Origin of the sequence: Flagellimonas sp., assembly GCF_965222555.1 — a bacterium.
Lineage (GTDB): Bacteria > Bacteroidota > Bacteroidia > Flavobacteriales > Flavobacteriaceae > Flagellimonas.
On the sequence record NZ_CBDCUG010000002.1, the window covers coordinates 173,015 to 185,173 of the forward strand.

Below are 12,159 nucleotides of genomic sequence, written 5' to 3' on the forward strand. Positions count from 1 at the left end.
ATACTTACCTCCACAATTCGGACTAATTCAAATTATATAAAATGAAGTATTTCACAACCCTAGTACTGCTATGTATGGTTTCATTCAACCTGACGGCGCAAAAAATGAGCTCTAACAAAAAAGCGATCATTGCCTCCGTTGAGGCCCACAAAGAAAACCTGATTCAAATAAGCGATTCTATTTGGGCTTTGGCTGAAACGGCATTCAATGAGTCAAAATCAGCTGAAGTGTTGGCGGATTATGCAGAAAAAAATGGGTTAAAGGTAACTAGAGGCGTTGCCGATATCCCAACTGCATTTACTGCCACATACGGTTCTGGAAAACCGGTGATCAGTGTTTTGGGAGAATTTGATGCGCTACCCGGCCTTTCCCAAAAAACAGAACCTACCAAAAACCCAAGGATAGATGGAGCACCAGGCCATGGGTGTGGGCATAATATGTTTGGGGCAGCAAGTTTGGGAGCCGCCATTGCCATAAAAGAGCAAATTGAAGCTGGAAAACTAAAAGGAACGGTCAAATTCCTGGGCACTCCTGCCGAAGAAAAATATTTTGCCAAGGTTTGGATGGTCGAAGCTGGTCTTTGGGATGATGTTGATGTAAACGTAAGCTGGCATCCTGGGGCCAATATTGAGGCCGATGTGCAAAGTGGACTTATCATTGATCGATTTTATTGTTGAATTCTATGGGCAGGCAGCACATGCATCCGCAGACCCATGGAACGGGCGTAGTGCTTCAGATGCACTGGAATTGTATACCACTGGTATCAACTATTACAGAGAGCATATTAAACCCACCTCGCGTATACATTATCACATACAAGATGGCGGCCAAGTGGTCAATGTGGTTCCTGATTATTCCAAAATTTGGGTTCGCGTACGTGACCCAAAACGAAAAATAATGCTTCCCTACTTACGAGCGAGTGAAAAAAATGGCAGAAGGTGCGGCCATAATGGCCAATGTGGATTATAAAATTTCACTGGTATCCGGAATTTACGAAGTATTGGTGAACAGAGCCGGAGGTGAAATCATGCAGAAAAACTTGGAACTTTTAGGTCCAATTACCTATACCGAAGAGGAAACCGCTTTCGGAAAAGCCATTCAAAAAGCCACTGGAAAACCTGAGGTGGGTATGGATAGCAAAATTGAAGCCTTTACGGGAAACGGAAAAGAATCCCTGGTGGAGGCTCAACCGATGTAGGTGATGTAAGTTGGAATGTTCCCAACATCAACCTAAGCGTTACGGTAGCTCCTAAGGACACCCCTTGGCATTCTTGGGCCGTTGTAGCCTGTGGGGGGATGAGCATTGGACACAAAGGAATGATATATGCCTCGAAGGCAATGGCCATGACCATGACAGACCTTTTTGAAAATCCAAAATTGGTCACCAAGGTCAAGGAAGAATTCAAAACTAGGAAAGGAGAAGTGAAAAATATGAGGCCATGATAGATGGTCCTCCACCTATTGGAAGTAACTAAATAGCTGATATTTAAATCAAACAAAACGGACAAAAACAGATTCTTGAATAATAATTGAAAATGATAAGAAAATTAATGCTGCTACTGGTCTTGGGTAGTTTCATCCAAGGTCAAGGACAAGAACCATTGTCCGTTTTTGAAAATTTGATGGAGAAAACCTGGTTCGCCGAAGGGGATTGGGGAAACAATACAAAGTTCAAGCAGGAAATTGAATTTGAATACGATTTGGGAGGAACTTTAATCATTTCCAATGCAAAAGGCTTTACCAACCAAGAACAAACAAGCTATGGTCCCAGAAACCATGGAATCCGAAAATTTGACAAAGAAAGTAATACCATCAAATTTTGGGAGTTCGATGTTTTTGGAGGCGTTACAGAAGGTACGGTCAAGGCTAATGGTAAGGATATAATTTATACATATGCCTATGGAGAATCAGTTGTTACCGATTATTGGGAGTTTGTGGATGACAACACCTATAACTTAACCGTTGGTAGTTATGCTGATGGAGAGTGGAAACAAGTCTATCTTAAAACCCAGTTTAAGGCGGAAAATAAATCAAAATCCAATTTTGTTTTTGACCATCAATCATTGGTTGTTACCAACTTGATGAAAACCGGCGATTTTTATAAAGAAGTCTTTGGTTTTGAGGAAATTCCACACCCCGAAAACAAGCCCGGTTTCCGGTGGTTCAATATGTATGGGAATTCACAATTGCATTTGATCAAAAAGGATTTTACCGAATTCGAGAAAAACAAGAGTATGCATTTGTGTTTAGCGGTAAATGATTTGGAGAGTTTTATAGAAAGATTGGTTTCAAAAAACATTGAATTTTATGATTGGCCCGGTAATAAAGGCTCCGTAACGGATCGCGCAGATGGGGTAAAACAAATCTACATTAAAGATCCAGAAGGTTACTGGGTTGAAATCAACACCGCAAAACATTAACTATGAACAATGCTATACTTCAAACATTTCCGTTAGGTTTTCCGTGGCAAACCCAAGATCCGTTTTTGTTCTGTGTGTATCATTTGGATCACTATCCAAAAGGAAATGACGAAATGGGACCTGACCCTTCCATGCTAAAAGGACGTAACATTGGAAATGACTTTACCATAAAAGATGGTTGGCGCATGTACCATGGACAAACCATTCCCGGATTTCCTTATCATCCACATCGCGGTTTTGAAACCATAACTATTGTCAACAAAGGATATTGTGACCATTCCGATTCCCTGGGAGCTGCTGGTAGATTTGGAGAAGGTGATGTGCAATGGATGACGGCAGGCAGAGGAGTACAGCATTCGGAAATGTTTCCTCTGCTCAATACTGACCAAGACAATCCACTAGAGCTATTTCAAATTTGGTTGAACCTTCCAAAGGCCGACAAGTTTGTAGAGCCCCACTTTAAAATGTTATGGCATGAGGATATTCCGATAATTGAGGAGGAAAATGCCAAAATAAAAGTAATTGCAGGAAACTACAGAGGCGCTCAAGCTAATGAACCAGCCCCCAATTCCTGGGCTGCCAAGGCCGAAAATGAAGTAGCCATTTGGAACATTCATATAGATGCCAGCAGTACTTTTACTTTGCCCAAATCAGATACACTCGTGACCCGTACCCTTTATTTTTATGAAGGCGATGAAATCCAGATTGGTGATAAAAAAGTAAGTTCAAATTTTGGGATTGCCCTTGATCCATTTCAAGATGTGAACATTCAGACGGGAAATGAAAAAGCCCATTTGTTACTATTACAGGGCAAACCCATTGATGAGCCGGTTGCCAAATATGGCCCCTTTGTAATGAATACGGAAGAGGAGATACAACAGGCTATGGAGGAATATCGTTTAACCCAATTTGGAGGATGGCCCTGGCCCTACCCTGATAACGTGCATGACAAAGAAAAAGGGCGTTTTGCCTTATACCCAGATGGTAATTTGATAGAAAAGGGTTGATTAAATGCATCTAGCTAAAGAACTAGGGTATCCTGAAAACACAAAACTGTTGATGATTCATGCAGATGATGCCGGATTGTCACATTCCGAAAATCGAGCTACTATCCAGTCGCTCCAAAATGGAATAGTGAATTCCTACAGCATCATGGTTCCCTGTCCTTGGTTCTATGAAATTTCACTTTTTGCGAAAAACAATCCGGAGTTTGACAATGGTATCCACCTCACCCTTACCTGTGAATGGGAAAACTATAAATTTGGGCCCGTTTTACCCATTTCCGAAGTTCCCAGCCTAGTAGATGAAAACGGTCACTTCTTCAGAAGCAGAGAAGGAGTTAGAAATAACGCTCGTCCTGATGATGTGAAAAAAGAACTTACAGCGCAAATAGAGAAAGCGCTTAAATTTGGTTTAATACCCACCCATCTGGATTCCCATATGTACAGTGCCGGTTCCAAACCTGAATTTCTTCAAATTTACAAGGAGCTGGGAAAAAAATATGACCTGCCAATTTTACTAAGCCACCAATTGATAGAAATGGCAGGTATGCAAGGGAATCCGAATATAGAAAAGAATGACCTTTTGGTTGATAAGGTCCATATGGGGAAAGATTTCTTTGGAAAAGAAGCGCTTCAGAATTATTATAATGGAATCTTTGGAGAATTGGTTGAGGGACTAAATATTATTTTGATTCATCCAGCTTTTGACGATGCCGAGATGAAAGGAGTCACAATCAACCATCCCAGCTTTGGTTCTGAATGGAGGCAAGTTGATTTTGACGCTTTTACAGGTACCTATCTTAAATCCGAACTCAAAAAGAGCAATGTAAAATTGGTTACTTGGAGGGATATTGGAAAAGTAACAGGCAACGCTGCCGGCTAAACCCTATCAATTTTGGCTCCAATCGCCCTTAAGCGTTCATCAATATTTTCGTAACCACGGTCTATCTGCTCAATATTATTGATAATTGAAGTTCCTTTGGCCGATAATGCCGCTATCAACAATGAAACCCCTGCTCTAATATCGGGAGACACCATGGTTGTGGCCTTTAAAGTTGATTTAAAATCATGGCCAATAACTGTAGCACGGTGAGGGTCACATAAAATAATCTTTGCACCCATATCTATTAGCTTATCCACAAAGAAAAGTCGACTTTCGAACATTTTTTGGTGAATAACCACTTCGCCTTTAGCCTGAATGGCAACTACCAATAGAATGCTTAACAAATCCGGAGTCAATCCCGGCCATGGAGCATCAGCAATGGTAAGGATAGATCCATCTATATAATTTTGTACTTCGTACCCTTCTTTATGTTTGGGAATAAATATATCATCTCCCTTACGTTCTAACTGGATGCCCAATTTTTGAAAGGCATTGGGGATTTGCCCCAAGTCATCCCAACTCACATTTTTAATGGTCAGTTCGCTCTTTGTCATGGCCGCCAATCCAATCCAACTACCAATCTCGATCATGTCGGGTAACATGGTATGCTCCGTTCCCCCAAGAGATTCAACTCCTTCAATGGTTAAAAGATTGGAACCAATACCTGATATCTTTGCGCCCATCCTGTTCAACATCTTACACAGTTGTTGTAAATAAGGTTCACAGGCAGCATTATAGATAGTGGTGGTTCCTTCAGCTAACACAGAAGCCATTACAATATTTGCAGTTCCTGTTACAGAAGCTTCGTCCAAAAGCATATAAGTGCCTTTCAACTTTTCCGCCTCTACCCCGTAGAAATGCTCTTCTCTGTTATATCTGAACTTGGCACCCAAGTTAATAAAGCCTTCAAAATGGGTATCCAAACGCCTTCTTCCAATTTTATCGCCGCCAGGCTTGGGAATGTACCCCTTTCCAAATCGGGACAATAACGGCCCCACCAACATAATGGAGCCCCGTAACCCACGACCATCTTGTTTAAACTGATCGGATTGTAGATAATCCAGGTTGATATCATCCGCCTTAAAAGTGTAGGAACCTTTTCCTTTTTTTTGGATTTTCACCCCCAAATCTTCCAATAAAGCAATTAGCTTATTGACATCAATTATATCTGGAATATTGTTGATTGTTATTTTCTCCGCGGAAAGTAGTACCGCACAAAGAATCTGTAATGCTTCGTTCTTTGCACCCTGAGGTGTAATTTCACCATGCAGTTGGTGTCCACCCTCTATTCGAAATGTTCCCATGAATTCCTTTGGAATTTAATACCTTTTTTTGCCTCTATTGTTTCGTTGTCCCTTTTTATGACCTCCACCATTCCTATTGGATTTAGCAACTCGGTTTTTAAGGAACTGACCACTATCCGTCAAATTCTCACCAGCAGGTGCCAAATCAATTTCTCCATCACTCAACTCCTTTAGATGGGCAAAAATTGCAGAATCTTCCACAGTATCCTTGTTCCAGTTCAGATAACATTTTTTCATGTGGTTTGCAATGGCGTATTCCAAACCAGAGCGCATATCCCCCTTCTCCCATTTTATGGCAACATCTATCATTCTTTTGATATTGTTACCGTAAAATCTGTATTTGGGAAAATTTTGAGGGTATTCCAAAGGTTCAGGCCTTTGTTGTAAGACCTCTTTTGGAGTAATTGGAAATGGAGAATCAACATCCAATTTAAAATCGGACATGATAAAGAGTTGATCCCATAGTTTATGCTGAAAGTCAGGGACATCACGCAAGTGAGGCTGAAGATTGCCCATTACACTAATAATGGACTTCGCCACCTTGTTTCGTTCCTCCCTGTCAGCAATGGAAACGGCATGATCCACCATTTTTTGAAAATGACGTCCATACTCTGGAATGAAGAGCTTAGGACGCTCTGTATTATATTCTAAGTTTTCTACTAGATTCAAATTAAAGTATTTAATGAAATTAAATTATCGGGAAGTATATCCAATAACGTCTGCAAATTAATAAAATTATGGCAATCAGCCATCTTACAAGGAAATTACCCCTTCTACGGAAGAAACTTCTTTATATTTTGCTATTACTTCATCTGGATTATCCAGGTGTACCGTTATGGAAATACTGGTATAGGTACCTTTCTTTGATTTCTTGGATTCAATGACCGCTCCGGTATTGTCAAAAATATCATTGATTTGTCCTATTTTCCCTTCATCTGTTGGAACAATGAATTTATATAGGTAATTGGAGGGCCATCTGGTGTTTTCCAAAAGCTGCTCCTTCAATCTAGCATAAAACTCATCGGATTTCTCCTTCTCCATGTTGCTATTTTTTACAAATATATGGGTAAGTATCCAATTTTTTTTCCTTCCTCCTATTTCATTACTTTGCGGTCGTAAATATTTGTGTTTGAACAATACCAAAGTAGTTATCACGGGTGCTCCAGGAACTGGAAAAACCTCCATTGTGAATGGGTTGGAGGATAAAGGATTTCATTGCTATCATGAGATCATCAGGGATATGACCTCCAAAGCAAAAAAAGAAGGCAACCCGGATATTTTGGTTTCAAACCCCTTGGTCTTCGTTGATGATGCATTACAATTCAATAAAGACCTATTATATGGTAGGGCAGCACATTTTAAGCAATCATTGACTTCAGCAGCTCCTGTCAATATTTTTGATCGGGGAATCCCGGATGTATTGGCCTATATGGATTTTTTTAATCAGGAGTATGGAGAGGAATTCATCACTGCCTGTCAAGACAATCGCTATAACATTATTTTTATAGCACCGCCATGGGAAGAAATTTACGTTTCGGACAATGAGCGATTGGAAACCTATAAAGAAGCCCAAGAAATACACCACGCTTTAATGGGCACCTACACCAGGTTTGGGTATGACCCTATTCTTATTCCCAAAAAACCGGTGGCAGATAGAGTAACCTTTATCCTAGAAACACTTAACAAAGTTTAGTGCAACAAACCAAAGTTATATTAAGGAAATTCTGGGGTCATGAAGATTTTAGGGGCTCTCAAGAAAAAATCATCAATGCCATTGTTAAAGGTGAAGATGTCCTTGCCTTAATGCCCACTGGAGGGGGAAAATCTATTTGCTATCAAGTTCCTGCATTGGCACAAGAGGGAATTTGTATTGTGGTGTCTCCTTTGGTTGCCTTAATTCAAGATCAAGTAAACCAATTAAGGGAAAGAGACATTAAAGCAATTGCACTTACTGGTGGAATTTCTTTTGAGGAGGTTACCAACCTATTGGACAACTGCATTTACGGCAATTACAAATTCCTGTACCTCTCCCCTGAGCGTTTGCACCAATCCCTGGTTCAGGAAAGAATACGGGAAATGAATGTAAACCTTCTAGCCATTGATGAGGCCCACTGCATCTCCCATTGGGGTAACGATTTTAGACCAGCTTATCTTGATTGTGCCATTCTTAAAGATTTGGCACCAAATGTTCCGATGATAGCTCTAACGGCTACGGCCACTCCAAAAGTGGTTGAAGATATTATTGGAAACCTGAAGTTAGATAAAGTAAAAGTCTTTAAAGACTCTTTCTCCCGTGCAAACATTATTTTCAAAGTAAAGAAAACCGAGGATAAGCTTTATCAGTTAAAAAAGTTAATTCAAGAAAACCCTGGGAGCAGCATCGTTTATGTGCGCTCCCGTAGAATGACGCTATCCATAGCAGAGTTTTTGAACAAGAACGGTTTTAAAGCTTCTTTTTTCCATGGAGGTATTTCCAAAACCGATAAAAAAGAAAAATTGGATCTCTGGCTAACTGGAAAGGTAAATATTATGGTGGCCACAAATGCCTTCGGTATGGGAGTGGACAAGCCCAATGTTAGACTGGTGGTACACTACCAAATTCCCGACAGCTTGGAAAGCTATTTTCAAGAAGCTGGAAGAGCGGGAAGGGATGGAAAAACTTCAACAGCCGTTCTGTTGACCAATAACGAGGACAAGGAACGGGCAAAACAACAATTCTTATCCACCCTGCCAGACGTTAGCTTTATAAAAAAACTCTATGTCCAACTGAACAATTATTTTCAGATTCCATATGGAGAATTTGTTCAGGAAACATTGGAGTTTGAATTCAATACATTTTGCAAGCGCTACGAATTGAACCCGAACATGACCTATCATGGTCTTCGGATTTTGGATCAGAATTCGGTAATCTCGCTATCTGAAAATTATAACGAGAAGACCACTTTAAAATTTGTTGCTTCCAAAGTCGAAATCTTTGAGTATTTAAGAAAACAAAGTAATTCAGCATCTATAATTCAAACCATATTGCGGACTTATGGTGGAATTACAGACCATGACACCAAAATAAACACCCTCCTACTCTCCAAAAAAACTGGTGAAAGTGAAAATCGTATAAAGCAACTTCTTCAGCAATTACATAATGATGGCATTGCGACGTATAAAAATGCTGAGAGCGATATAGAAATCACTTTCTTGGTCCCAAGAGAGGATGACCGTACCATAAATCTCTTTGCAAAAAAGATAAAAGACTTCAACAAGGTAAAGTATACCAACTTGCAATCCATGTTGGACTATATTGATTCGACCATTACATGCAGAAGTGTCTTTTTGCTCAATTATTTTGGAGAAAATACCAAAGATAAATGTGGCACATGCGATATTTGTACCTCAAAGGATGATATAGAACCAAGTAGCTTAGAGGGTAAAATAGTTTCGCTTCTGAAAAAATCACCACTTACTTCAAGGCAGTTGATACAATCAACAGCGAATAAAGAAGAAATTGTATTGGAAATTTTGCAAAGATTGCTGGAAGACGAAATAATACAACTTAATCAAAGGAATGAGTACAAAATCAAATAAAGAAAAGCTTCGCATTGTTTTTATGGGTACTCCCGACTTTGCAGTGGGAAGCCTACAAAGTATCCTAGATGCGGGATTTAATGTTGTGGGAGTTATCACAGCTCCAGATAGACCTGCAGGCCGCGGACGGAAAATTCAAAAATCGGCGATAAAGCAATTTGCTGAAGAAAATAACCTTAAAATACTACAGCCCACAAACTTGAAGGATGAGGGCTTTTTGCGTGACTTGGAAAGTTTAAAAGCCAACTTGCAGGTTGTAGTGGCTTTTAGGATGTTACCCCAAGCTGTATGGCAAATGCCGAAATATGGTACCTTTAATCTTCATGCCTCCCTCCTTCCCCAATACCGTGGTGCGGCTCCTATAAACTGGGCCATTATAAATGGAGATACGGAAACCGGTGTGACCACATTTTTTATTGATGATAAAATTGACACAGGAAACATTATCCTGCAAAAAACGGAGCCCATATTACCTGAAGACAATGTAGGGACCTTACACGACAGATTAATGAGCTTGGGTGCTGAGCTCGTGGTTGAAACCTGTGAACAGATTGAAAGTGGAAATGTTTCAAGCGCGCCACAAAAACATTTTCAAAACTTAAGGCCCGCCTATAAAATCCATAAAGAAACCTGCAAAATAGATTGGGAAGCTCCCTTGAAACAAATCCATGATCACATAAGAGGGTTGAGTCCCTATCCAGCGGCTTGGACCTATTTTATAAATAATGGGAAAGAGGAAAGCATCAAAATCTATAAAACCAAAACAGAGGTTACAAATCATGATCTTTCTTATGGAAAATTGATACATGATAAAAAGAGTTTGAAAGTTGCGGTAGATGGGGGGTATTTGGAGTTATTGGAAATACAATTACCAGGCAAACGAAAAATGACCGTGAGAGAGATTTTGAATGGTTTAAATCTTGATGAAAATGCCCATCTGCGCTAAACCCTTACTACCACTAGGCTAACAAAAGGCGCTATTTTCATCCAACTTTATCAACAAACGTTTCAAGTTATCAACAAAAAGCTGGATTTCCCTTGGTTTTACTTGCGTTGCACGCAAATCCGTATAAATTTGTTCAGCATTAAAATTATTTTAACAACAATTAATTTAATTCCATTATGAACAAAACAGAGTTAATCGATGCTATGGCAGCTGATGCAGGCATCACTAAAGCAGCGGCTAAAAAAGCATTGGAGTCTTTCTTAGGAAATGTTGAGGGATCACTTAAAAAAGGAAACAGAGTTTCTTTGGTAGGTTTTGGTTCTTGGTCAGTATCCAGGAGAAATGCAAGAGAAGGTAGAAATCCACAAACTGGACAAACTATCAAGATTGCAGCTAAGAACGTTGTAAAGTTCAAAGCAGGAGCAGAATTGAGCGGTTCAGTAAACTAATCAATTAGGTTTTTAAAATATACCGAAGCGTCCCTTTAAAAGGGGCGCTTTTTTATTTTGGGGAATTCTAGAAGGTTTTTGTAATTAACATATAATATGTTACATTTAGTAATAAGAATCATGCATTATGGTTAGCGACAAGCCAAAAAAAGGAAAGTTATTGGTAGCGGAACCAACACTTACGGGTGATGTTTCCTTTAACCGTTCCGTGGTCTTGTTGGCAGAGCATAACCATGAGGGTTCCGTTGGTTTTATCCTTAACAAACCATTGGACTATACTATAGATGACCTTATTTCTGAAATCACCATTCCCTTTAAAGTTTTTAACGGTGGCCCCGTGGAACAGGACAATCTATATTTTATTCATAAAGTTCCACACTTAATTGATGATAGCATCGAAATTTCCGATGGTATTTTTTGGGGTGGCAATTTTGAGAAGACCGTAGAGCTTATAAACAACGGAACCATTACCGAACAAGATATCCGTTTCTTCCTTGGCTATTCCGGTTGGGATTCAAGCCAATTAGATCAGGAGCTTTCTTCCAAATCTTGGGTGGTTGTACAAAATGAATATGAAAGCAGTATTCTGGAAAAATCCTCTAATGCTTTTTGGAAAGAAAAGATGGTTGAATTGGGCGGAGATTATTTGTTATGGTCCAACGCTCCTGAAAATCCTTCCCTAAACTAACTAGGGCTATCCTATTCTTGCCTTGGCATTCAATTTACCCAACAAGCTTTTAGCAACGGTATTTTCGTATTCTTTTTTTCTATATTTTGATATTGGAATTATTCCCCGGATACTGTTCGTAGTAAAAAGTTCGTCCGCTTTTTGAAGTTCAAATGGAGAAATTGATTCTTCCAAGAGCTCAAGCCCTTCAGATGAAGTTATGATTTCCATCAACTTCATTCTAATAACCCCATTTAAGCAACCATCACTTAACGGTGGAGTTTTTACCACTCCATCCTTAACCAAAAAGAGGTTTCCGTTGATGGTCTCCACTACATTTTTATCGTTATTGATCAAAAGACAATTCTGGTATCCGTTTTCCTCAGCATACACACTGGCCACCACATTCAAAATTTTATTGGTAGTCTTAAGATTGGAAAGCATGTCCTTGTTTACATAGTAATCTTTGAAAAGCTCAACTTCATAATCCTGGTCATCAATAAGATAGAAAGGAGATTCCAGTTTACTTGTTTCAATAAGGTAAGACACCTTGTTGGTTTCTGGATTATATAAGCCACCATCATTTCTAAAAACGGTCAACCTAACACGTACCCCATCTTTCCCCATATTGTTTTCCCTAATGGTTCTCACAATCTCTTCCTCCAAAAATTCCAAGGTAAATTCCATTGGAATTTCCATACGAAGAATACGCATAGAGGCCATCAATCTAAAATAATGGTCCTCCCAAAAGAATATGGTTCCATTTACGCAACGTAATGTTTCAAAAAGGGCATCTCCATATTTTAGACCTCGGTTGGTATGATTAACAATATTTGTATCCCTGGAAAAAAAATTACCATTAAAATTGACCATAAAAAAAGCCTTGAAAAATCAAGGCCAAATATACGTT

At 39.4% G+C, this 12,159-nt stretch carries 16 protein-coding genes; 12 read left to right on the top strand and 4 right to left on the bottom strand.

The window, feature by feature from the left end; genetic code table 11:
* Window positions 1–41 precede the first annotated feature (41 nt).
* The 7 genes from ACOQO1_RS03265 to ACOQO1_RS03295 all read left to right on the top strand — a co-directional run bounded on the left by ACOQO1_RS03265 (window position 42) and on the right by ACOQO1_RS03295 (window position 4,304).
* Window positions 42–677, top strand: coding sequence for a M20/M25/M40 family metallo-hydrolase (locus ACOQO1_RS03265; RefSeq protein WP_420601429.1), 636 nt, complete (start codon window positions 42–44; stop codon window positions 675–677).
* A complete protein-coding gene (locus ACOQO1_RS03270; RefSeq protein WP_420601430.1) occupies window positions 637–969 on the top strand; it encodes a peptidase dimerization domain-containing protein in 333 nt (110 codons plus the stop codon). Before ACOQO1_RS03265 ends, ACOQO1_RS03270 begins: the two co-directional genes overlap by 41 nt.
* Window positions 929–1,198, top strand: coding sequence for a hypothetical protein (locus ACOQO1_RS03275; RefSeq protein WP_420601431.1), 270 nt, complete (start codon window positions 929–931; stop codon window positions 1,196–1,198). Before ACOQO1_RS03270 ends, ACOQO1_RS03275 begins: the two co-directional genes overlap by 41 nt.
* A gap of 98 nt (window positions 1,199–1,296) precedes the next feature.
* Entirely contained in the window at window positions 1,297–1,443 is a 147-nt protein-coding gene (locus ACOQO1_RS03280) for a hypothetical protein (RefSeq protein ID WP_420601432.1), read from the top strand.
* A gap of 92 nt (window positions 1,444–1,535) precedes the next feature.
* Window positions 1,536–2,420: a VOC family protein gene (locus ACOQO1_RS03285; RefSeq protein WP_420601433.1), complete on the top strand. Its 885-nt coding sequence runs from the start codon at window positions 1,536–1,538 to the stop codon at window positions 2,418–2,420.
* 2 nt (window positions 2,421–2,422) lie between these two features.
* Window positions 2,423–3,427 carry a pirin family protein gene (locus ACOQO1_RS03290; protein ID WP_420601434.1) on the top strand — a complete coding sequence of 335 codons (1,005 nt, stop codon included), beginning with the start codon at window positions 2,423–2,425 and terminating at the stop codon, window positions 3,425–3,427.
* 4 nt (window positions 3,428–3,431) lie between these two features.
* Window positions 3,432–4,304, top strand: coding sequence for a polysaccharide deacetylase family protein (locus ACOQO1_RS03295; protein ID WP_420601435.1), 873 nt, complete (start codon window positions 3,432–3,434; stop codon window positions 4,302–4,304).
* On the opposite strand, the gene murA is transcribed toward ACOQO1_RS03295, so the two are convergent.
* From murA to ACOQO1_RS03310, 3 genes are all read right to left on the bottom strand, one after another.
* Window positions 4,301–5,608, bottom strand: coding sequence for a UDP-N-acetylglucosamine 1-carboxyvinyltransferase (gene murA, locus ACOQO1_RS03300; protein WP_420601436.1), 1,308 nt, complete (start codon window positions 5,606–5,608; stop codon window positions 4,301–4,303). The genes ACOQO1_RS03295 and murA overlap by 4 nt on opposite strands.
* 15 nt (window positions 5,609–5,623) lie before the next feature.
* Window positions 5,624–6,277 carry a DUF4290 domain-containing protein gene (locus tag ACOQO1_RS03305; protein ID WP_420601437.1) on the bottom strand — a complete coding sequence of 218 codons (654 nt, stop codon included), beginning with the start codon at window positions 6,275–6,277 and terminating at the stop codon, window positions 5,624–5,626.
* 84 nt (window positions 6,278–6,361) lie between these two features.
* The gene (locus ACOQO1_RS03310; RefSeq protein WP_420601438.1) at window positions 6,362–6,649 is read right to left on the bottom strand and encodes a DUF493 family protein; all 288 of its coding nucleotides are present in this window, start codon (window positions 6,647–6,649) and stop codon (window positions 6,362–6,364) included.
* Window positions 6,650–6,737: 88 nt separating this feature from the next.
* On the opposite strand from ACOQO1_RS03310, the gene ACOQO1_RS03315 reads away from it, so the two are divergent.
* From ACOQO1_RS03315 to ACOQO1_RS03335, 5 genes are all read left to right on the top strand, one after another.
* Window positions 6,738–7,301: an AAA family ATPase gene (locus ACOQO1_RS03315; protein WP_420601439.1), complete on the top strand. Its 564-nt coding sequence runs from the start codon at window positions 6,738–6,740 to the stop codon at window positions 7,299–7,301.
* On the top strand, window positions 7,301–9,187 hold the full coding sequence (locus ACOQO1_RS03320) for a RecQ family ATP-dependent DNA helicase (protein WP_420601440.1): 1,887 nt from the start codon (window positions 7,301–7,303) through the stop codon (window positions 9,185–9,187). Before ACOQO1_RS03315 ends, ACOQO1_RS03320 begins: the two co-directional genes overlap by 1 nt.
* Window positions 9,168–10,133 (top strand): methionyl-tRNA formyltransferase, encoded by a 966-nt coding sequence (gene fmt / locus ACOQO1_RS03325; protein WP_420601441.1) that lies wholly within the window; start codon window positions 9,168–9,170, stop codon window positions 10,131–10,133. The genes ACOQO1_RS03320 and fmt overlap by 20 nt, the downstream gene beginning before the upstream one ends.
* A gap of 176 nt (window positions 10,134–10,309) precedes the next feature.
* The gene (locus tag ACOQO1_RS03330; protein WP_073176939.1) at window positions 10,310–10,582 is read left to right on the top strand and encodes an HU family DNA-binding protein; all 273 of its coding nucleotides are present in this window, start codon (window positions 10,310–10,312) and stop codon (window positions 10,580–10,582) included.
* 127 nt (window positions 10,583–10,709) lie between these two features.
* Window positions 10,710–11,270, top strand: a complete 561-nt coding sequence (locus tag ACOQO1_RS03335) for a YqgE/AlgH family protein (RefSeq protein ID WP_420601442.1) — start codon at window positions 10,710–10,712, stop codon at window positions 11,268–11,270.
* Window positions 11,271–11,276: 6 nt separating this feature from the next.
* Here the strand turns inward: ACOQO1_RS03335 and ACOQO1_RS03340 are convergent, their stop codons facing one another.
* Complete coding sequence (locus ACOQO1_RS03340; protein WP_420601443.1) at window positions 11,277–12,122, bottom strand: aminotransferase class IV; 846 nt, start codon at window positions 12,120–12,122, stop codon at window positions 11,277–11,279.
* Between the last annotated feature and the right edge of the window lie 37 nt (window positions 12,123–12,159).